Genomic DNA, 21,645 nt, shown 5'->3' with positions numbered 1-21,645 from the left:
TAATTTAACGCTATTAGAGGAATTATATTTCTAAATTTGGATGCCAAAAAAATAATAAACTAATGAAAAAAATCTACGTATTGATTACCCTATTGGTGAGCGTTACAGCTTTTGCTCAGTCCGGAAGTATCTGGAAACCAATAAAAGAAACCGAAATTTTAACAGAAGCTAAAATCAAAAGAAGTTCGTTTCCCAAAACCTTTGAATTATATCAACTCGATTTAAATTCATTAAAAACAACATTGCAAAACGCTCCAATGAGAGACAGCAGAGGAAAATCGAATGTAATCATCGAATTGCCTAATGCACAAGGTCAGCTGGAACATTTTAGAGTAGTGGAAACACCTTCAATGGAACCCGCTTTAGCAGTAAAATATCCAATGATAAAAGCCTACGCAGCTCAAGGAATTGAAGATCCAACAGCAGTTGCCCGATTTTCGGTAACGCAATTGGGATTGCACAGCATGACATTATCAGGAGAAAGAAGCACTGTTTTTATCGATCCTTTTACAGAAGACAGAAACAATTACATTGTATATAGCAAAAACAGTTTGGTTAAAGAAGGAAATGACTTTAACTGTCTGACAGATCAGGGAATTAACTTGCCTTCGTTGAATGATGTTTCAAACAAAGGTGCAAATGCTACTTTGAGTACCGATGACAGTAAACTAAGAACCTATAGATTAGCACAATCGTGTAATGCTGAGTATGGCAATATTTTTGCGGGTTCAGGAAGTGATGCACAGAAAAGAGCTAATATTCAAGCACAAATGGCACTAACAATTACTAGGGTTAACGGAGTTTATGAAAAAGATTTAGCTATTACCTTGATTTTTATTGCTAATAATGATCAGTTGATTTATTTTGGAGATACTGCTGCTGATCCATGGGATGGGGAATACAATACTCAAACAGGTTTTGTTATTGATGGAACCGTTGGTTTCGATAGTTACGATATTGGGCACAACTTTAATACGGATGGAGGTGGAAATGCGGGCTGTATAGGATGTATTTGTAGTACCAACAGCGACCCTGATTCGGGTTTCCACAAAGGAACTGGAATGACAGGGTCGGATAACCCAACTGGAGATCCTTTTGATATTGATTATGTGGCCCATGAAATGGGACACCAGTTTGGAGGTTTTCACGTTCAAAGTAGTTCCGATTGTCGGTCAGGAAGTGGTCTGACGGAAGTCGAGACAGGCTCTGGTTCCAGTATTATGGGTTATGCTGGAATTTGCGACACCAATGTCCAAAATAATAGTGATGACTATTTTGGGTATGTAAATATTAGAGATATTTCAGCCAATGTTAAAACAGGAACTAGTTCTTCTTGTCCGCAGATTACTGACTTTGCAAATGCTGCTCCTATTGTAAATGCAGGTAGAGATTATGTTATTCCTAAGTCGACGGCCTTTATGCTAACAGGAACTGCTATCGATCCTGATGGAGATGCTGTTACTTATAATTGGGAGCAAAACGACCCTCAAAATCCAAATTCATCTGCAGCACCAGTAGCAACTAGAGCTGCTGGGCCCATGTTTAGAACGCTTCCTAGCGTTACATCGCCAACACGATTTATGCCAAGTTTAACCACAGTGTTAAGCGGACTGACAGCCAATACTTGGGAGGTTTGTCCATCGGTTGCCAGAGATTTGAACTTTTCACTTACCGTTAGAGACAATAGAGCAGGTGGAGGACAAACGGCCTCCGATTTGATGAAAGTTACCGTTAACGGAACAGCAGGTCCTTTTGTAATAACGACACCAAATACTGTCGTTTCATGGGTTGCAGGTTCAACACAAACGGTTACTTGGAATGTGGCTGGGACAACGGCAAATGGTGTTGATACTCCTTTTGTAGATATTTATTTGTCGACCAATGCAGGAACGTCTTTTCCCATACTATTAGCAAGTAGAGTTCCAAACGATGGTTCAGAAATCATTGCAGTTCCTAATAATGTAGGATCACAAAACAGAATTATGGTAAAAGGATACGATAATATTTTCTATGATGTATCGAATACCAACTTTTCGATTACTGCTCCAACAGCCACTTTTTTGCCAGCATTTAACGGTGTCGCAGGAGAACAAAACAAACCTATTTGTACAGGAGCTTCTACGTCTTATGTTATCAATTATACAGCTCTTGCTGGATTTGCTGCTACAACTTCATTTAGTGTGACTGGAAATCCTTCCGGCACTTCTGTAACGTTTGCACCTTCAACTATTAGTGGCGATGGAACAGTTACGATGACTGTTTCTAATACTACTGGAGCAACTCCAGGGTTTTATACTTTAGCAGTGACGGCTTCATCTGGCGCAACTTCTAAAGTGATTAATTATTATTTGGAGTTGTTTAATTCAACATTCCCAACCATGACGTTAACTTCTCCTGCAGATTTAGCAGTTGGGATTGCAACTACGGCAACTGTGACATGGGCAGCGAACACCAATGCCACTTCTTATGATATTCAATTGGCCAATGACGCTTCTTTTACCACTATTGTAAATACTGCTACAACAACAGCTACCAGTTATACATTTACCGGATTGAATCAAGCGAATAATTATTTTTGGAGAGTGTTGCCTAAAAATGTTTCTTGTTCAGGAAGTTATAGTGCGCCTTTTAAATTTACTACCGGACAATTGAATTGTACTGATTTCAATTCAAATAATGTGCCTTTAACTATTTCAGCAAGTGGAACACCTACGATTAATTCTACTTTAAATATTCCGGCAGGAGGTACTATCAATGGTATAACAGTAACAATGGATATTACGCATTCATGGATCAATGATTTGAGAGCTATTTTAATCAGTCCGGCTGGAACCCAAGTTAATTTGTTTACGAATCCTTGTACCAATGATGATATCCAAAACATTTCGGCTACTTTTGATGATAATGGAGATACGGTGGTATGTGGCACTGACCCGGGAATTTCCGGAATAGTGATTCCTGACCAGGCATTGAGTACGTTAGTTGGACAAAGCTCTACGGGAGCTTGGACGTTGCGCATTAGAGATACTTTCAATCAGGATGGAGGTTCTTTAAACAGCTGGAGTTTGAATATTTGTACGGTTTCGCCAGCGTTAGCGGTAAACGAAACTACTTTGATGAACTTTGCGTTATATCCAAATCCAAATAACGGAAGATTTACCATCAATTTTGAGGCAGATGCTATCAGTCCGGTTGAGGTTAACGTTTTTGATTTGAGAGGGAGAGTAATCTACTCGAATACGTTTGCTAATCAGTCTCTCTTCAACGAAACTATTGATTTAAATTCGATTCAATCGGCAGTGTATTTGCTGAAAGTTAAAAATGGTAATCGTTCTGTGACGAAGAAGATAGTGATTGATAAATAAGACTAACTAGTATTTTGAAAAGTCCAGTTGCGTTTTAAATGTGACTGGACTTTTTGTTTTAAGGGATATGATTTTAACGCAAAACGTAACTAGCCCGGATAGGAACGGCATCCTTTTTATCTTGTTTTTAGAACTAGATAAAAAGATTTAGTGGATAGCCGGAACAGCTCATAAAAAAAGCCCAACAGGAATGTTGAGCTTTTAGTTTATTTTGAAAGTGCCTTAGTCGGCTAAAACAATTACCTTATTGTCTTTCATTTCGATAGTTCCTGAATTGATTTCCAAAAGGTAGTTTTGATCGTTTACCTTAGTAAATTTGTCTACGACTTCTTTGTTAAAATTAAAACTAGAGGCTTCAATTTTGACAACGCCATGTTTTAAGATCGAAACTATAGGCGCGTGATTGTTCAAGATTTGGAAGGCGCCATTCACGCCAGGTAAAGAAACCGAAGTAACTTCTCCTTTGAATAATGTAGCTTCCGGTGATACTATTTCTAAAATCATATTTTTAAAGTTAGAAGATGGAAGATGGAAGATGGAAGAGAATTTTACTTCTAGCTTCTAGCTTTCTGACTCCCAGCTTAATTATGCTTCAGCCAATATTTTTTGTCCCGCTTCGATAGCTTCTTCAATAGTTCCTTTAAGGTTGAAGGCAGCTTCTGGCAAGTGATCTAATTCGCCATCAATGATCATGTTGAATCCTTTGATCGTTTCTTTAATGTCTACCAATACTCCAGGAATACCTGTAAATTGCTCCGCAACGTGGAAAGGTTGAGACAAGAAACGTTGTACTCTACGGGCTCTTGATACTGCTAATTTATCTTCTTCTGATAACTCTTCCAAACCAAGGATTGCGATGATATCTTGAAGTTGTTTGTATTTTTGAAGAATCTCTTTTACTCTTTGTGCGCAGTTGTAGTGATCGTCACCTAAGATTTGAGCGGTTAGAATTCTTGAAGTAGAATCTAGTGGATCCACTGCAGGATAAATTCCAAGCTCAGCAATTTTACGAGACAATACCGTTGTTGCATCTAAGTGAGCAAAGGTTGTAGCAGGAGCTGGATCTGTTAAGTCATCCGCAGGAACGTAAACCGCCTGTACCGATGTAATGGAACCTTTGTTTGTAGATGTAATTCTTTCTTGCATCGCACCCATTTCTGTTGCCAATGTTGGTTGGTAACCTACCGCTGATGGCATACGACCTAAAAGAGCCGAAACCTCAGAACCTGCTTGTGTAAAACGGAAGATGTTGTCAACAAAGAAAAGTACGTCTTTACCTTGGTCTGAACCAGCACCATCACGGAAATATTCTGCGATAGATAATCCAGATAAGGCTACACGAGCTCTTGCTCCTGGTGGCTCATTCATTTGTCCGAATACGAAAGTAGCTTTTGACTCTCTCATTCCCGGTTTGTCTACTTTAGATAAATCCCATCCTCCATTTTCCATAGAGTGCATGAAATCGTCTCCATATTTTATAATTCCTGATTCCAACATCTCACGAAGCAAATCGTTTCCTTCACGAGTTCTTTCACCTACTCCTGCGAATACAGAAAGTCCACCATGACCTTTGGCGATGTTGTTAATCAATTCTTGAATCAATACTGTTTTACCAACACCTGCACCACCGAACAATCCAATTTTACCACCTTTTGCATAAGGCTCAATCAAATCGATAACTTTGATTCCGGTAAAAAGGACCTCAGTAGAAGTTGATAAATCTTCGAATTTTGGTGCTTGCTTGTGAATTGGCATTCCGTTAGCACCTTCTTTTGGTAAATTTCCTAAACCATCGATAGCGTCTCCAACTACATTAAATAATCTTCCGTAGATATCAGAACCGATTGGCATTTGAATTGGAGCACCTGTAGCTTTTACAGCTGTTCCTCTGCTTAATCCATCAGTTGAGTCCATAGAGATAGTACGTACAGTGTTTTCACCAATATGTGATTGCACTTCCAATACTAATATTGAACCATTTTTGTTAACGATTTCTAATGAGTCATAAATTTTTGGTAATTCAACGTCTTTAGTATCAAATACTACGTCTACTACTGGACCAATGATTTGCGAAACTTTTCCTATTGCGTTTGACATTGTTTATGTATTTATTAAATAGCTATTTAGGTTTGGAAAAAACACCTCTTTTTTCCGTGTGCAAAGATAATTTTTATAAATCGAAAAATCAATAATTATTTTTATAAAAAACAAGTTTTTTTTATCGAATCCTCAAAATGAAAAAAGCCACCTGATTTGGGTGGCTTTTTATCTTCTTTTTATTTTTTCTAAAGTGACGCTGGATAACTTAATGGGAAATCTTCTGGTTTGTACATTTTGAATACAGAACCATATTTTGCCGCAATTGCTATCATGAATTGATTTGCTATATAAGCATTCGCTCTTGCGCTAAGATGAACTCCATCTAAACCAAAGGCACCGCCTCGAACAAATTGGGAAGTCATATGAAATGTTCCAAATCGTATTCCAGCAGTTGAAGACAATTGTGTCAAAATTGAATTTACATCCACAAAAGCAAGGCCTTTAGCATCAGCAATAGATCTTATAGAGGCGTTGTAAGCATCTGTAGCCGTTTTAACTTCCGCAGTTTCGCTTGCGGTTAGCACTCTATTGTCTTGCAATGGATAAGAAATTCCACTTACATTAAACGGTGCAGGAACACCAGCTTGAGTTGTTCCAATAACAGAACTTGAAGTTAGTAATACATAATCTCTATCGCCACTTATCTTTCTAGCGTGTCTTGCTTGTCCATAAAGTGTTCCAACAAAGCCTGCTGTTGTTGCTCCGAGAACAGGAGTTAAAACTGCGGATATTTGAGCAGAAAGGTTTGGTAAACTTTCGTCAACAATTAAAAGTGGATTGTTTGGTTCTATTGTTGCTGGGTTAGCATCATCAGAAACTAAGCTCACAAAACGATTTGGTTGTCCAATAGCCGTTGTAATTTGGTTTACAGCTCCAAAAAGTTGGTTCAACTGTGCTGAACTTGCAGCCGGAATAGAAGTAGCCGGAATAGGATCCGTTGGGACTGTAGTAAAAAACGGCACTGCGTTTACATACGGTAAATTAGCCACAACACCTTTTGCGCCATTTGCGGTTAGTGCATTGGTAAGATTGGTGTATACTGTTGCAAATACATTTGGATCCGTTATATCATTCGAACCATAAGTAGTAGGATCAAGGTTTCCAAGCTGATTTGTTCCGATTCCACCAGAGGTAGCATAAGAAAGTACATCGTTATTTCCTATCCAAAGGGAAAAGAACGTTGGATTTTGTGCTACAGCATCAGCGATAATAGAGGTAGTCGGGTTTGATGCAAAACGCACAAAGTAAGGATTAGATTGTCCTGTTAATACTCCAGCAGCATTACCATATCCTTGCGCTACTAAATGGAAACTTTTAGCTCCTGGAACACCCATATTGTTGAATGGTCCGGCCAATACGTTTGTAATATCTGTTGTCGGAACAGCACCAGGCAAAGCTATTGGTGATGCGCCATTAAAGATTAAGCGGGGACCTTGAATTGGAGTACCTCCAAACAAAAGACCTCCAAAATTATCATTCATCAAAGGAGTGTTAAATGCTCCACCACCAACAGTAGCAAACTGATCAGCTAATAGTTTTGGATAGGCATTATTCTGTCCTGCAATGAATAAAGCACCATCTGAGAATCCGGCAGTTAAGGAGTTTCCTAACGAAACATATTTTGAAAAATCAGCACTTCCGGCAGAAGGAACTACTTCCTCCTCAATATTAGAATAATCGATTTCATCTTGTGTACAGGATGCCATCACGATTGAGGCGATGAATATCCATTTGAAATTTTTTATCATGATTTGTAGTTAATTTAAGGGTTAATAGTTAATGAAGCTAAATACTGTTGACCAATTCTTCCTGCACCAACAACCTGAAGATAATCACCACCGCCAATGTTAGCAGCGCTTAATTTGATTACAGATTTAATAGCTGGTATTTTGTAGGATATTTGAGCATCAAAAACAGTAATAGAAGGAATCACACCATCAGCAAAAGAAGACTGCCATAAATATTCGTCACTCCATCTTGCATTGACATTGAAACCAAAGTTTTTGAATAATTTGTCATTTCCTAAGCTTGCTTTAACTCGGTGTTTTGGCGTGTTAAAACCAGCAATAAATGATGGGTCTTTTGCTTGATCAAATTCAAACTGCGCGTGATTATAATTTACCCCTAATTCGAAATTTTTATAAACTTTTTTAGACAATCCGATACCAAAACCTAATGAGGTAATGTCTGTAGCTGAATTTGAATATATTTGATACACTCGACGGTCACCGTTTGCAAGTGCAGCATAGGACAACTGAACGTTTGTATTAGATGAATCTGTTCCAGCAACACCATAATAAGGTGTGATTACTCTTGAAGTACTTAAGAAATCATTGTACAAATTGTAATAACCGTTGATGTCTACAGCTAAACCATTTTCTAAAACTGATTTATATCCTAACTCGAACGCTTTTACTTGCTCTGGTTTCACTAAGCTTACATTGGCAACTCGTAAGTCAGCTGGATTGCCAGAGGCCGCGAATGCAGTAACCGATGCTACAGTATAGGAGTTATTGTAAGCTTCAACTCCGGATAGGGATACAGTCGAAGGCTGTCCTAAAGTATTTTGTCCATTCTGGCTCACAGGAAGCGTTTCCACATAACGTGTTAAGTTGTCAGCAGCTGAACCAATTAAAGCAAATGGTCCTAGATTTAAACCGATATACAAATCCTGAGTGGTTGGGTTTCTGAAACCTGTTTGGAAAGAAGCTCTGAAGTTGTGGTTTTTGCTTGCGCCTGCAGAGTAAACAAAAGATACTCTTGGTGAAAACTGTCCGTCAAATAGTTCAGATTTATCATAACGAACAGAACCTGTGAATTTCAAACGCTCTTCTTTCATGAATTTCTTTTGAACTTGACCGTAAGCTCCAAACTCATCATATTCTATTGGGCCATCATAATCCGTGAAGATGGTTCCGTCTGAGTTAAGAGAATATCTTCTATAAGAACCTCCTGCTTGAAATTCAGCAAACTTAATAAGGTCTTTGAAATTATAGTTGGCATCAGAATGGTAGATTGTAGAATTGTCTTTGAATTTAGACCCGGTAGTAAAATCAGCGTCACCTGCAACAGTTTTCAATGCTGCAGCAAATTCAGGTGTTCCTGGTTGTAATTGCGCTTGACCGTTTGGAACTAAGTTTGCTAATGGATTTCCTGCTTGTCCTGCAAACGGATTAATGTTATTCGTCGCCCAATTTCTAGCTAATTGCGCCGCTTGTGTAGCGTTTGTTCCTAAAAATATTTGGGATTGTAAAAACATAGTGGCATAATCTGTAAACCATCCGGTATCCGATTTTGCAGCTCTATTAATGTTCCATGCAGCGAAACGCATATCATACGAATCTCCGGCATCTTCAGTAGTCATATATGCTCTAACGAAGAAATTTTTTCCTTTAAGTTCTAATTTAGTTTGTTGCATGATGAAGTTTTCCAAACGATAACGGTTGGCACCTTGATAAATTGTATTTCCTACACCAATTTTGTGTGATCCAATAATTTCGAAGTCATTGTCAAATGGTTTAAAATGTAAAGAGAAATCAGCTTTAACATTTTCTAGTTTGTTATCACTTAAATCTTTTTCTGCATAACCTGTTCTAGAAACTTGTCCGACATTGGTAAGGAAAGTAGTTACTTCGTCTCCGTAAGTATTCAATCCATCATAGTTAGCATTATTGGCATGGCCAATAGTTCCACCAGTCATACTTCTTCTGTCATCTGCAATCCATTCGGTTGCTCTCATATAGGTAAAGTTGGCTTTGGCAGCAAAATGTTTTGAAAAAGCATGAGCCGCTCTAATTCCGAAATCCCAATAATCATTAGTTCCGGCTACTTCTTGAGTAGTTTGTCCGTATTTTACATATAAGCTTAAGCCTTGTGAGGTAAAAGGACTTTTACTATTCATAAACAAAATACCATTAAAAGCATTGGCACCATATAAAGCAGAAGAAGCTCCAGGTAATAATTCTACACTAGCTACATCTAATTCAGAAAGTCCAACTAAGTTTCCTAAAACAAAGTTAAGTGCTGGAGAAGAGTTATCCATTCCGTCTACCAATTGCATGAATCGATTATTAGCCACCGTAGCAAAACCTCTGGTATTGATCGATTTAAAGTTTAAACTACTCGTATTAAAATGCACTTCTTTCAAGTTTTCTAAACCATCATAGTAAGAAGGTGAAGTAGTGTTTTTGATTTGTTGTAGTCCCATTCTTTCTACCGTTACAGGTGATTCAAGAATTCTCTCAGGAGTTCTGGAAGCAGACACAATAATTTCATCTAATTTAGTTTCTTCATCAGCTAAGATGGCAGTTACTTTTTGATTGTTTGATGAAACGCTAACTTTTTTTGTTCCGTAACCTACACTTGAGACTTCAAGGTCAAACGGAGGTGTTTTTGTTGTAGACAGCGTAAAATTTCCGTCGCTATCTGTTACAGTTCCAGTACTTTCACCGGCTACTTTCACATTCGCACCAGGAATTGGTTCGTTCTTACTGTCTTTTACCGAACCCGATACTGAAGTTTGGGCATAACTTATGCCACAAAAAAACAATGAAACGATAAATAAATAAATCTTCATTTGGTTTAAATTTTGTTGGTTTATGATGCCAAAGTACAAATATTTCTTTTACATTATCAAAAAAACAAGGCTATTTTTATCAATAATTTATTTTTTAATCATCATAAAAAGGATTGTTGCAACGGTTCATTTTTTAAGTTTTTACTAATGAATTGGCAATATTGATATTAAAAATATTATGCGTACATACAAAACAAAACTTTTACTAAATTAATCATAAAAATTTAAGCAAAAAAAAGCGAGACATTGTCTCGCTTTTCTATATTCTTTTTGTTAAAAAATTACTCCACCGTAACTGATTTTGCTAAGTTTCGGGGTTGATCTACATTACAACCTCTAAGTACTGCAATATGATATGATAATAATTGTAACGGAATTGTAGTAATTAACGGCGATAAGGCATCTGATGTCTCAGGAATTTCGATAATGTGATCCGCTAATCCTCTAACTTGAGTATCACCTTTAGTAACAACGGCTATAATTTTACCGCTTCTTGATTTGATTTCTTGAATATTACTCACTACTTTATCATAATGTCCTTGTTTAGGAGCAATAACAATTACGGGCATCTGTTCATCGATAAGTGCAATTGGACCATGTTTCATTTCGGCAGCAGGATATCCTTCAGCATGAATATATGATATCTCTTTAAGCTTTAGAGCACCTTCAAGTGCTACAGGGAAATTATATCCTCTTCCAAGATACAAGCAGTTCGTGGCATCTTTAAATTTTTCCGCTATTTCTTTTGCTTTCTCATTTGTTGATGCTAAAGCTTCGGCTACTTTTTCGGGAATCACTTCTAGTTCCTGTAAATAACGATGGAAGTCGGAGTTGGTTAAAGTTCCTTTAGCTTTAGCCAAACGCAAAGCGATCATGGTTAAAACGGTAATTTGTGTTGTAAAAGCTTTAGTAGAGGCTACTCCGATTTCCGGACCAGCATGAGTATAAGCTCCGGCATTAGTTTCTCTGGAAATAGACGAACCTACAACGTTACAAACTCCGAACACAAAAGCGCCTTGTTCTTTGGCCAATTTAATAGCGGCTAAAGTATCGGCAGTTTCTCCCGATTGCGAGATAGCAATTACAACATCATTTTTATTAATAATTGGATTTCGGTATCGGAATTCAGAGGCATATTCTACTTCAACATTAATTCGGGCAAATTCTTCAATGACATATTCTGCTACTAATCCGGCATGCCATGAAGTGCCACAGGCTACTATGATAATTCTCTCAGCATGAAGAAATTTTTCAATATTATCTTCTATACCAGCCATTTGAATAATCCCTTGGTTGGCTAAAAGTCGGCCTCTGTAAGTATCTTTGATTACATTTGGTTGCTCGTAAATTTCTTTAAGCATAAAATGATCATAACCGCCTTTCTCAATTTGCTCCAAATTCATTTGAAGTTCTTGAATGTAAGGGTCGACTAGAGAATCATCTTTTATTTTTCGAATCTTTAATGGTTTGTGCAAACGTACAATGGCCATTTCTTCATCTTCTAAATAAATGGCGTTTGATGTGTACTCGATAAACGGAGAAGCATCGGAAGCTACAAAAAACTCATCTTCACCTACGCCAATTGCAATTGGGCTTCCTAATCGTGCTACTATAATTTCATCTGGTTTTTCTCTGTCAAAAACACAAATAGCATAGGCTCCTACCACTTGATTAAGCGCAATTTGAACTGCTTTTCCGAGTTTGATGTTTTCTTTCTTTTTAACGTCTTCAATCAGATTGACTAAGACTTCAGTATCTGTATCTGAGGTAAAGGTATAGCCTCTTTTTAGCAATTCTTTTTTTAACGGCTCATAATTTTCGATGATACCATTGTGAATAATTACGATGTTTCCTGAATTTGAAACATGTGGATGGGAATTGATGTCGTTAGGAACTCCGTGTGTAGCCCAACGGGTGTGTCCCATTCCTATTGTTGCTTTTGAGGAAGCAATTGCTTTTGATTTCTCTTCAAGATCAGAAACTTTCCCTTTTGTTTTTGATATTTTTAGCTCGTTACCATCACATAGCATGATTCCGGCACTATCATAACCTCTGTATTCTAATCTTTTTAACCCTTTAATTACTATTGGATAGGCTTCTCTAAATCCAATATAGCCAACAATTCCACACATAATTTTACGTATTAATCAGGTTTTGTATAATAAATTTCAAGTTTTAATCTTTGGTTTTCCGGAACAGCGGGGTTTGTTCCGTATAAAATGGTTCCCGTTGGACTCATGACCGACATCGCTGGGGCATTTTTAAAATTGCTGTTCGGAGTTCTCAATTTGGAGAAACCTATATTGGCAATGTTTTCTGTCACCGACAATCCTAGGCGAACATTAGTGGAATCATTTTTAATTAAGTTTCTGATATGATTCGTGATTCGAACTTTATATTTTGCTCCTTTTTTCACGTAGTTACCAGTGGCATCGTCTCTCTGTTTTACTAGTTTTCCATTGGCATCAAACAATAATCCGCCAAAAACACCTTTGTTGAATTTTGGAAATAGTACATTACTTGTAAAATCAATACTATAATCAAATAACGCTTTTCTGTTGGTCAAATCATAAAGGAATATTCTGCTTGGTTCAATTGTAGCGGCATCATCCATATCTTCTGTGACTATGTTAAATGTCAGATTGGCTTCGTTGATCATCCATCTGTTTTTTATGGAATAATAATCTACATTTTGATACGTAGTATATAGTGGATATCGTAAATCATCTAATTGGTCTGCCACTCCATTTGGTAAGAGTTGTTTCTCATAAGTGAAATAAGATCCCGCAACTGGATCTCCGTTAGCGTCGGTTCTAATTTTGATCCCTTGTTCATCAACAGGATCTCCAGCTGCATTTTTTTTGACAACATACCTATAAGTATCATAATCACTGGCAGTTGGATCTCCAAATAAATCAATCATGGCTATTGAACCTTCACCCCCTTTAACATAAAGTTTTGATGCTTCAGCAGTGCTATTTGAAGCATTTAAATAGTCTAAATTTGGATTGGTATTTTCTAATAAACTTACGCAGTTTCCGGTTAGATTCAAAACGTATGTTTTATTAACTCTTTCGAAACTTACAGTGTTATTTACAGTACTCTTTTTGTCTTCATTATAATATAATGTAATCTTCCCGGCTTTGAAATTCAGCATCGCCATGTGACCTGGACTTCCGTTGGTGACTTTAAAATACAATCCTCTAAAATAGTTTTTAAATACAGCGTTGTTTGCTAATTTTCCTTCAGGAGCATTTAAAATAGCATTTGTAAAAACAGTTTTATTCAGATGCAATCGCATTGATGGTAGACTTCTGGTGTATACTTTCTCATCGTCTTCATTTAAGACGAAAGTTTCATGTTCTCTTTTATCAAAATAGAAATTTTCATTTTCATGACCATCTGCATTTTGTATGCCATCAGTTACATTTGTAAGCGGCGCATCATTTAATAAAACCGGAATCTTATTGTTGTCAAAAACGGTATTCTCATCACTGTAAAATGGTTGTTGCGCGGTCAAAGCCTGACTTGGGTCTAAATCTCTTAAATAGTAATTTGACTGATAAACACTTAGTTTGAACTTGGAGGTGGGATTACCGTAAATGGAGTCCAAAATATACGTCCTAACGTTGTCAACAATATCCGTCTCTTGATCTAAATGGCAAAAGTAAGGTACCTCCATGATGACACTGTCAATAGCCGTGGGGTTTATGTCGTAGTCTTCTGGATCAGTATTGTTAAATGTTGGGTTTACAGAAGCCATTTCTACTTGTGTTACAAAGTTAGCCTCGGTAGTTCCAAAAGCTGGATTCTGATAGAAGCCAAGTGGGTTTATCGCTAAATTGTTAGAGGCAACTGCGCCTAACTTTTGATTGTAAGCTTTTATAGTTACATCTGTGTTTTTCTCAGAACCAAAGTGGTCATCACCAACGATGTCTGTTCCTAATTCATTAAAATCTTTGTCGCAAGATGCGAAAAGAAGGGTAATTAATCCCAATAAAATGGGTTGCAAAAATGATTTCTTATACATAAAACTTAAACTGTTTTTTTAGGAAAGCATACCTTTGTAAAAAGTAGTATATGCTTCGGTAAATTTATCTTTCGTGGCGAAAGGTAAAAAAGGTTTTCCTGAAGATTCTATAAATTTTGTTAAACTTCCCGATACGTTTTCAGAAGCAATTACAACGGCATCTGAGTGCGTAATTGCTGCCTTAATAAGGTTTTCGTAATTAGGCAATTCTAACTCTTGAACCGCTTCATGAGGGATGTTGTCAAATTTAACTTTATTAATCATTTCACTGTCTAAAGTTCCGTCAAAAGATTGCCCATAAACCGAAGTTACAATTTTGGTTTCTGAAAACAATGCTTCATCCTTGTAATAATGCTTCATGTAAACGGGCAACAAACTTGCCATCCAACCATGAACATGAATAATGTCCGGAACCCAATTCAATTTCTTTACGGTTTCTACAACCCCTTTGGCAAAGAATATGGCTCTTTCGTCATTGTCAGCATATAAAACCCCATCTTCATCACTGAAAGTGGCTTTTCTTTTGAAATATTCATCATTGTCTATAAAATAAACCTGAATTCTTTCTTTTGGTATAGACGCTACTTTGATAATCAAAGGCATATCTAAATCATTAACTACTAAATTCATTCCCGATAATCGGATAACCTCGTGTAATTGATGTCTTCTTTCGTTGATATTTCCATATCTAGGCATAAAAATTCTAATCTGTCCTCCTTGATCATTAATCATTTTAGGAACATCATAAGACATTAAAGAAACCTCATTTTCAGCCAAATACGGCACTACTTCAGATGATACATACAATATCCTCTTATCTTCCATAATCTATTCTACTTTATTTATTGGCAATAAAAAACAGGCAAAAGTACAAAAATTTATGCAGTTATTTATGAAAATGGTAAGTTTGCAACTCATTTATTGAAAGCCAATGCTCCTTTTTAACACACAAAAAGAATTAGTTAGTCATTTAAATTCAGTTTCTAACGAAACAACTTCCATTGGTTTTGTACCTACAATGGGCGCGCTTCATGCAGGTCACCTCTCTCTGCTAGAGGAATCTATGAAGCACAATGCTATCAATGTTATTAGCATTTTTGTTAATCCTACGCAATTTAATAACGCCGAAGACTTGGCAAAATATCCCAAAACATTAGAAAGTGATATTGCAAAAATAAAAACACTTTCAGATTCGATTATCGTTTTTGCGCCCAGTATTGATGATATATATGAAGGGAAAACTGTTGCTTCGCCTTTCAACTTTGACGGTTTGGAACATCAGATGGAAGGGAAATTTCGTCCAGGTCATTTTGATGGCGTCGGGACAATCGTTAAGCGCCTTTTTGAAATTGTTAAACCCAACAATGCTTATTTTGGCGAGAAGGATTTTCAACAATTACAAATCGTCAAAAAGTTAGTTGAAAAAAATAAAATACCTGTCATTGTAGTAGGATGTCCGATTTACAGAGAACCCAACGGGCTGGCCATGAGTTCCCGGAATGAGAGATTAACGGATGAAGAAAGAAAAAAAGCTGCCATTATTTACCAGACGATTACCGAAGCTAGAAAAATGTTTGCTACAAAATCAGCCAAAGAAATAACCGATTTTGTAAATAAGGTTTTCGATAAAAGTACTGACTTCGAATTAGAATATTTTCAAATTGCCGACGAGACCACGTTGTTGCCCTGCTTACGGAAAAGCAAAACCAAAAAATACCGTGCTTTCATTGCCGTTTTTGTTAACAAAATCCGATTGATAGACACAATTTCATTAAATTAATTTACTTTTGCGCCATGCAAATCGAAATAGTAAAATCTAAAATTCACAGGGTAAAAGTTACCGGTGCCGATTTAAATTATGTTGGCAGTATTACGATTGACGAAACCCTCATGGAAGCCGCCAACCTGATTGAAGGTGAAAAAGTTTCCATTGTTAATATCAATAATGGCGAGCGTTTTGAAACCTATGCCATCAAAGGAATCAAAAATTCCGGAGATATTACGCTGAATGGTCCAGCAGCACGAAGAGTGCATAAAGGGGACATTATTATCATCATGTCTTATGCTTTAATGGATTTTGAGAAAGCCAAAACCTTTAAGCCTTGGTTGGTTTTTCCCAACGAAACAAATAACTCCCTGACCTAAAATCTCTTGAAAAAGCACATTGGTAAATGGTTGACCATTCTTGTTCCGCTCTTAATCGGAATCGGAATCATATACTATCAATTTACCACATTGACTTCGGAAGAACTGGAGAAAATAAAAATCAGCTTTCAAAAGGCCAATTACTATTACATTTTATTATCGCTTGTCATTGCTTTAGTAGGTTATTGGTCCAGAGCTTATCGCTGGAAGTTTGCGTTGAATCATTTAGGTTATCAGACAAAATTCTCCAATAATTTAGCGACAGTTTGCGTGTCTTATTTGGTTAATCTTACCGTTCCAAGGTCGGGAGAAATCACAAGAGCTGCTTTACTTAAAAAATACGAAAACGTCCCTTTTGATAAAGGATTTGGAACCATTGTAGCCGAAAGGATAGTTGATTTATTGATCTTTTTATTATTTGTAGTTATCGGTTTTGTGTCCCAGTTTGATAAAATATATCAGTTTTTATTGGATGAAAACGTGTCGCTTGAATCATTGATTTACACAGCGATTATTGGGGTACTACTTTTGGGTGTGTTTATTCTGATTTGGATTTATGCTGAATGGGAAATTATCTTAAAATTAAAGAAAAAATTATCCGGACTAATAGAAGGAATTACAACAGTTTATAAAATGAAAGACAAATGGAAATACCTTTTCCACTCTTTTTTCATTTGGTTTTCTTATTTAATGATGTTTTATGTCGCCATTTTTGCCTTGCCCGAAACGTCAGAAATAAGTTTTGATATTGTAATAATGGGTTTTATTTTTGGTAGTCTTGCAGTCGGGTTTTCCAATGGTGGCTTGGGTGCCTATCCTTTTTCCATTGCCTTGATTTTTTCGCTATACGGAATTACTAAAGATGTCGGAACAGCTTTTGGATGGTTGGTTTGGACTTCTCAAACTGTTTTGGCAATCTTTTTGGGATTGCTTTCTTATCTACTGCTGCCGATTCTTAATAGAAATAAATAATTATTTCAAAATGGCTTTCAGCATAGCATCATCTTTTAAAATGATACTGTAATATTGGCTTTCACCAAATAACTGTCGGGCAAATTCCGCCGTGATGTATTTTTTAACCAAAGTCTTATTTCCTTCTAGTTTCATCTCCAGTCCAGCCTCTTTCAGATAACTTTCAAATTGGGGAACAAGGTTGTTGTCTTTTTCTATTTTGTTTAAAAAATCTTGGTATTTCAATCCTTTGTAAGTCTTTGGGTTTTGGTCAAACTGCTCAAAAACAAAATGCCCCACAACACCCGAATTCAGAATGTAAGCCAGACTTTCCTCTCCCTTTTTAACTTCTAACGGCACAAAAATATCGGGAACAATGCCACCGCCACCATAAACAATTCTGCCTCGTTTGGTTTTGAATTTTAACGAATCCGCAATTTTCATCTTGTTTTTTTGGAAGAGTTCGCCACTTTCAAAGCGATCGTCAAAATCATGAGTGTATTCTTCTGAATCTCCTTTTGTGTAGGGTTTTTGAATCGAACGTCCACTTGGAGTGAAATATCTTGAAATAGTTAATCTAACCGCAGAACCATCATCAAAACCCATTTCACGTTGCACCAATCCTTTGCCAAAGGAACGTCGGCCTACTATAGTTCCTCGATCATTATCCTGAATAGCACCAGCAAGAATTTCACTAGCTGAAGCCGAATTTTCGTCAATTAAAATATAGAGTCTTCCTTTTTCAAAGATGCCTTCTTCTGTAGCATAAGTTTTTTCTACCGTTCCTTTTCGATTTTTAGTAAAAACAACGAGTTCTTTGTCTTTCAAAAATTCATCTGCAATAGAAACGGCTCTTTCCAAATAACCGCCACCATTATCACGTAAATCAATAATTAAGGTGGTCATTCCTTGGTTTTTGAGTTTTTCTAATCCGGTTCTAAATTCGTCATAAGTGTTCTCGGCAAAACGGTTGATTTTGATGTAACCCGAAGTTTTGTTTAGCATCAGATAAGTATCCACACTCTTTATGGGAACGATATCGCGAGTTACCGTAAGTTTTAGTTTTTTGTTGCTGCTTTTTCTGAAAACAGTAAGTTCTACTTTAGAACCTTCTTCACCTTTTAATTTGTTGAACAAACTATCGGTTGGTAATTTTCGGCCAAAAAGTTTCGTTTTTCCCGCGTATAAAATTCGGTCTCCCGCTTGAATGCCTGCTTTTGCTGCCGGACCGTTTTCCAATGGTTTGACTACAGCAACAGTATCATTATACATATAGAAATTAATGCCGACACCCACAAAATCTCCCTTCATGATTTCGGCTTCAGAAGATTGTTCGCTTGGAGGAAGATAAATAGAATGCGGGTCAAGATTGGCCAAAATACTGTTTACCGTCATGTCCACAATCGAATCTGAATCGACATCGTCTACATATTCATCATCAATGAAATCAATCAAACGTTCTATTTTTGCTTTTCGGGCACTGTCTTTTGACAAAGTTCTTTTAGGAAAATTGATCATACCGCCAATGACAATTCCCATCGCTACGCAAGCAAATAAAAGTATTGGCAAGTATTTTTCCTTTGATTTCATATATAGAGTTGGAGCTGTTTTTATTCTAAATCCTGAATCTGATCTACTATAACTCCCGCTTTTTCTAAAAAGTCTAATCCGGTAGTGTCGCGATATCCGTTTTGATACACCACTCTTTTTATTCCGGATTGGTGAATCAGTTTGCTGCATTCCTTGCAAGGCGACAGTGTAATATATAAGGTAGCATTTTCACAGGTTTGTGTAGAACGCGCTACTTTAGAAATGGCATTGGCTTCGGCATGAAGTACATACCACTTCGTCAATCCTTCTTCGTCCTCGCAGCAGTTTTCAAAACCCGATGGTGTTCCGTTATAACCATCAGAAATGATCATGCGATCACGTACAACAATCGCGCCAACTTGTTTCCGCTTGCAGTAGGAAAGCTTGCTCCATTCGGCGGCAATTCTTAAATAAGCGATATCGTATTTGAGTTGTTTCTTTTCTATCATTACCAAAAAGTAAAAGGGTTTTTCATCTAGCCCCGATCGTAGCGGTACCTTGTATAGCGGAGAGCGGGAATAGGGATAGCAAATATACCCAAACCTTTCGCTCCTGTACCATTATTTGTTCCAAATTTCATTTTGGATAATCATCGGAATTACGACACCAACTACTACAGAAGAAACAATGAGTATCCAGTCGCGTTTGGTGAATTTTAGGAGTGTTTGCACCACATACGCCAGCAATAAAGCCAAAATGGCTACTGCAATTTGGGCTACACCAAAACCGAGTGCTGATTCAAACAGTGGCAGGAGTTTATCGGTAGGTTTGCCCGAAACGATGTGATTGAAGTAATTGGAAAATCCCAATCCGTGAATGATTCCGAATAGTGAGGCTAGAATAGCAATAAAAGTTATGGTGTCTTTTTTGCCCGATTTTCCGGTAGCAATAATATTAAATAAAGCAACCATCAACAATAGTATTGGAATGATGAACGCTACAATATTGGCTTTGACAGTGATTACATTAAAAACCGAAAGCATTAGTGCTAAAGTGTGTCCTGCAGTAAATAAAGAAACCAAAATGAGAATTCTTTTCCAGGCTTTGAATTCATAGGGAACGGTAAGTGCTAACAGAAATAAAATATCAATATACGCATGAATGTTCCACAAATGTTGCAATCCAATGGTGAAGTTTATCCAGAAATCTGACATAGCATTAGTTAGTTTAGGTACGTAAACTTACAATTTATTTTGTTTTACGCTAAAAAATACCTTCAAAAATCGATTAAAAACATTTTGGGGTTTCCGTTTTCAATAAAGTTTAATTTGAATTATATTTGCAACATAAAACCAGAAACAATATGTCATTTTCAGATTTATTTGATAGCGAATTTAAGAGTAGAAATAAAAGTCACTTTTCTGCCATAGTGCGTGTAGCCATTGCCGACGGCGATATGAGCAAAGAAGAAAAAGAATTTTTGGATAAACTAGCCGTTCGTTTAGAAATTTCGGCAGCAGAATATGAAGAAATTCTAGAGAATCCTTTGAAATATCCCATCAATCCTCCTTACTTGCATAGTCAACGTTTAGAGCGTTTGTACGATTTGTCAAGAATGGTTTATGTGGACCATGTATTAGGGCCAAAACAAAAAGAAATTCTGACGAAATTTGCTCTAGCATTAGGATTTACACCTGGTAACGTTCCTTTTATCGTTGATAAAGCAATGTCATTGCTAGTAATGGGAGTAGATTTAGATACGTTTGTATACGAAATGACACATATGAACAAGTAAAAGGCAGTAGGCAAGAGGCAAAAGTTATATGCTTTGAGAATATTCATAAAAAAGGTAAAAGTAGTCAACTTTTACCTTTTTTATTTTACTATTGCCTTGTGGCTTCTGGCTTTTGCCTCTATACGTACTTTGCCATAAAAGACTCCGCTTTTTCCACCATATTAAAGCTTCCGCAGAAAAATGGAACCCGTTGATGAAGTTCTGTTGGCTGCACTTCCATAATACGTCCAAAACCGTCAGATGCTTTTCCGCCAGCCTGTTCTACGATAAATGCCATCGGATTGCATTCGTATAGTAAACGGAGCTTTCCTTTGGGAGCTTTGGAGCTTGTCGGATAAATATAAATACCGCCTTTAATCATATTTCGGTGAATGTCGGAAACTAAACTTCCGATGTAACGCGAAGTATAAGGTCGGTCACCTTCTTCCAACTGACAGTATTTGATATAATCTTTCACGCCTTGCGGAAAATGGACATAATTCCCTTCGTTGATAGAATAAATGTTACCATCTTTCGCAAACTGCATATTAGGGTGCGATAAATAAAAGGTTCCGATAGCCGGATTTAGCGTAAAGCCATTCACACCATGCCCTGTGGTATAAACCAACATAGTTGACGTTCCATAAATCACATATCCAGCAGCTACTTGAGCCGTTCCGGGTTGTAAAAAATCTTCTAATGTCACCGGAGTTCCAATAGGTGTGATTCTTTTGTACACCGAAAAAATGGTTCCAACGGATACATTCACATCAATGTTAGACGAACCATCCAAAGGATCCATCAAAACCACATATTTGTTATTATGACCTTCATCTAGTCCTTGAACCGTAATAAAATCGTCGTTTTCTTCCGAGGCAATGCCGCATACAATCTCACGATTGATTAAGGTTTGGATAAAGACTTCATTGGCATAGACATCGAGCTTTTGCTGGTCTTCGCCCTGAACATTTTGCTCACCGGCAGCACCAACAATATCCACCAAACCAGCTTTGTTTACTTTGTAGTTTACGACTTTGGCTGCAAGCCTGATGGAGTTGATAATTTTGGATAATTCTCCCGATGAATACTGATGTGCCTTTTGGTTTTCAATGATAAATTCCCCTAAGGTTCTGTTGCGTTCTTCCATTACGAAATCGTTGTAGTTGTTTGTGCA

Annotated in this window: 16 protein-coding genes; 5 read left to right on the top strand and 11 right to left on the bottom strand. The window is 37.1% G+C overall.

Features of this window, described 5'->3' with window-relative positions; all coding sequences use genetic code 11:
• The first annotated feature begins 62 nt into the window (after positions 1 to 62).
• Positions 63 to 3,365 (top strand): reprolysin-like metallopeptidase, encoded by a 3,303-nt coding sequence (locus tag ACULEU_RS13305; RefSeq protein ID WP_445453049.1) that lies wholly within the window; start codon positions 63 to 65, stop codon positions 3,363 to 3,365.
• A gap of 222 nt (positions 3,366 to 3,587) precedes the next feature.
• Here ACULEU_RS13305 and ACULEU_RS13300 read toward each other — a convergent pair whose 3' ends face one another.
• The 7 genes from ACULEU_RS13300 to ACULEU_RS13270 all read right to left on the bottom strand — a co-directional run bounded on the left by ACULEU_RS13300 (position 3,588) and on the right by ACULEU_RS13270 (position 14,896).
• The gene (locus tag ACULEU_RS13300; protein ID WP_445453048.1) at positions 3,588 to 3,869 is read right to left on the bottom strand and encodes a FoF1 ATP synthase subunit delta/epsilon; all 282 of its coding nucleotides are present in this window, start codon (positions 3,867 to 3,869) and stop codon (positions 3,588 to 3,590) included.
• Between the two features lie 81 nt (positions 3,870 to 3,950).
• Positions 3,951 to 5,462 (bottom strand): F0F1 ATP synthase subunit beta, encoded by a 1,512-nt coding sequence (gene atpD / locus ACULEU_RS13295; protein WP_445453047.1) that lies wholly within the window; start codon positions 5,460 to 5,462, stop codon positions 3,951 to 3,953.
• A gap of 188 nt (positions 5,463 to 5,650) precedes the next feature.
• Complete coding sequence (locus ACULEU_RS13290) at positions 5,651 to 7,213, bottom strand: G-D-S-L family lipolytic protein (RefSeq protein ID WP_445453046.1); 1,563 nt, start codon at positions 7,211 to 7,213, stop codon at positions 5,651 to 5,653.
• Between the two features lie 14 nt (positions 7,214 to 7,227).
• Positions 7,228 to 10,041, bottom strand: a complete 2,814-nt coding sequence (locus ACULEU_RS13285) for a TonB-dependent receptor (protein ID WP_445453045.1) — start codon at positions 10,039 to 10,041, stop codon at positions 7,228 to 7,230.
• A gap of 281 nt (positions 10,042 to 10,322) precedes the next feature.
• The gene (glmS, locus tag ACULEU_RS13280; protein ID WP_445453044.1) at positions 10,323 to 12,173 is read right to left on the bottom strand and encodes a glutamine--fructose-6-phosphate transaminase (isomerizing); all 1,851 of its coding nucleotides are present in this window, start codon (positions 12,171 to 12,173) and stop codon (positions 10,323 to 10,325) included.
• An 11-nt stretch (positions 12,174 to 12,184) separates the two neighbouring features.
• Positions 12,185 to 14,071, bottom strand: a complete 1,887-nt coding sequence (locus tag ACULEU_RS13275; protein WP_445453043.1) for a DUF4270 domain-containing protein — start codon at positions 14,069 to 14,071, stop codon at positions 12,185 to 12,187.
• A gap of 18 nt (positions 14,072 to 14,089) precedes the next feature.
• Complete coding sequence (locus ACULEU_RS13270) at positions 14,090 to 14,896, bottom strand: glycogen/starch synthase (RefSeq protein ID WP_445453042.1); 807 nt, start codon at positions 14,894 to 14,896, stop codon at positions 14,090 to 14,092.
• A gap of 106 nt (positions 14,897 to 15,002) precedes the next feature.
• Between ACULEU_RS13270 and panC the strand changes: the two genes are divergently transcribed.
• Genes panC through ACULEU_RS13255 form a run of 3 tightly spaced genes read left to right on the top strand, consistent with a single transcriptional unit; the run spans position 15,003 to position 17,188 of the window.
• Complete coding sequence (panC, locus tag ACULEU_RS13265) at positions 15,003 to 15,851, top strand: pantoate--beta-alanine ligase (protein ID WP_445453041.1); 849 nt, start codon at positions 15,003 to 15,005, stop codon at positions 15,849 to 15,851.
• 14 nt (positions 15,852 to 15,865) lie between these two features.
• Complete coding sequence (gene panD, locus ACULEU_RS13260; RefSeq protein ID WP_445453040.1) at positions 15,866 to 16,216, top strand: aspartate 1-decarboxylase; 351 nt, start codon at positions 15,866 to 15,868, stop codon at positions 16,214 to 16,216.
• A 6-nt stretch (positions 16,217 to 16,222) separates the two neighbouring features.
• Entirely contained in the window at positions 16,223 to 17,188 is a 966-nt protein-coding gene (locus ACULEU_RS13255; protein ID WP_445453039.1) for a lysylphosphatidylglycerol synthase transmembrane domain-containing protein, read from the top strand.
• Here ACULEU_RS13255 and ACULEU_RS13250 read toward each other — a convergent pair whose 3' ends face one another.
• The 3 genes from ACULEU_RS13250 to ACULEU_RS13240 all read right to left on the bottom strand — a co-directional run bounded on the left by ACULEU_RS13250 (position 17,189) and on the right by ACULEU_RS13240 (position 19,911).
• Positions 17,189 to 18,757: a S41 family peptidase gene (locus ACULEU_RS13250; protein ID WP_445453038.1), complete on the bottom strand. Its 1,569-nt coding sequence runs from the start codon at positions 18,755 to 18,757 to the stop codon at positions 17,189 to 17,191.
• Positions 18,758 to 18,777: 20 nt separating this feature from the next.
• Positions 18,778 to 19,206, bottom strand: a complete 429-nt coding sequence (locus ACULEU_RS13245) for a deoxycytidylate deaminase (protein WP_445453037.1) — start codon at positions 19,204 to 19,206, stop codon at positions 18,778 to 18,780.
• 111 nt (positions 19,207 to 19,317) lie between these two features.
• Positions 19,318 to 19,911 (bottom strand): HupE/UreJ family protein, encoded by a 594-nt coding sequence (locus ACULEU_RS13240; RefSeq protein ID WP_445453036.1) that lies wholly within the window; start codon positions 19,909 to 19,911, stop codon positions 19,318 to 19,320.
• A 149-nt stretch (positions 19,912 to 20,060) separates the two neighbouring features.
• Here ACULEU_RS13240 and ACULEU_RS13235 point away from each other — a divergent pair, with 149 nt between their 5' ends.
• Positions 20,061 to 20,492 carry a tellurite resistance TerB family protein gene (locus ACULEU_RS13235; RefSeq protein WP_445453035.1) on the top strand — a complete coding sequence of 144 codons (432 nt, stop codon included), beginning with the start codon at positions 20,061 to 20,063 and terminating at the stop codon, positions 20,490 to 20,492.
• A gap of 118 nt (positions 20,493 to 20,610) precedes the next feature.
• Here the strand turns inward: ACULEU_RS13235 and fbp are convergent, their stop codons facing one another.
• Entirely contained in the window at positions 20,611 to 21,618 is a 1,008-nt protein-coding gene (fbp, locus tag ACULEU_RS13230) for a class 1 fructose-bisphosphatase (protein WP_445453034.1), read from the bottom strand.
• Positions 21,619 to 21,645 lie beyond the last annotated feature (27 nt).

It is taken from the genome of Flavobacterium sp. 25HG05S-40, assembly GCF_052654735.1.
The sequence above is the reverse complement of the archived record's forward strand: the minus strand, read 5'-3'. Positions and strand labels throughout refer to the sequence as shown.

Coding starts and splice junctions, on each gene's coding strand:
- ACULEU_RS13235 (WP_445453035.1), top strand. CDS start 20,061: ATGTCATTTTCAGATTTATTTGATAGCGAATTTAAGAGTAGAAATAAA.
- ACULEU_RS13240 (WP_445453036.1), bottom strand. CDS start 19,911: ATGTCAGATTTCTGGATAAACTTCACCATTGGATTGCAACATTTGTGG.
- ACULEU_RS13305 (WP_445453049.1), top strand. CDS start 63: ATGAAAAAAATCTACGTATTGATTACCCTATTGGTGAGCGTTACAGCT.
- ACULEU_RS13245 (WP_445453037.1), bottom strand. CDS start 19,206: ATGATAGAAAAGAAACAACTCAAATACGATATCGCTTATTTAAGAATT.
- ACULEU_RS13250 (WP_445453038.1), bottom strand. CDS start 18,757: ATGAAATCAAAGGAAAAATACTTGCCAATACTTTTATTTGCTTGCGTA.
- ACULEU_RS13270 (WP_445453042.1), bottom strand. CDS start 14,896: ATGGAAGATAAGAGGATATTGTATGTATCATCTGAAGTAGTGCCGTAT.
- ACULEU_RS13300 (WP_445453048.1), bottom strand. CDS start 3,869: ATGATTTTAGAAATAGTATCACCGGAAGCTACATTATTCAAAGGAGAA.
- ACULEU_RS13290 (WP_445453046.1), bottom strand. CDS start 7,213: ATGATAAAAAATTTCAAATGGATATTCATCGCCTCAATCGTGATGGCA.
- fbp (WP_445453034.1), bottom strand. CDS start 21,618: ATGGAAGAACGCAACAGAACCTTAGGGGAATTTATCATTGAAAACCAA.
- atpD (WP_445453047.1), bottom strand. CDS start 5,462: ATGTCAAACGCAATAGGAAAAGTTTCGCAAATCATTGGTCCAGTAGTA.
- panD (WP_445453040.1), top strand. CDS start 15,866: ATGCAAATCGAAATAGTAAAATCTAAAATTCACAGGGTAAAAGTTACC.
- ACULEU_RS13275 (WP_445453043.1), bottom strand. CDS start 14,071: ATGTATAAGAAATCATTTTTGCAACCCATTTTATTGGGATTAATTACC.
- glmS (WP_445453044.1), bottom strand. CDS start 12,173: ATGTGTGGAATTGTTGGCTATATTGGATTTAGAGAAGCCTATCCAATA.
- ACULEU_RS13285 (WP_445453045.1), bottom strand. CDS start 10,041: ATGAAGATTTATTTATTTATCGTTTCATTGTTTTTTTGTGGCATAAGT.
- panC (WP_445453041.1), top strand. CDS start 15,003: ATGCTCCTTTTTAACACACAAAAAGAATTAGTTAGTCATTTAAATTCA.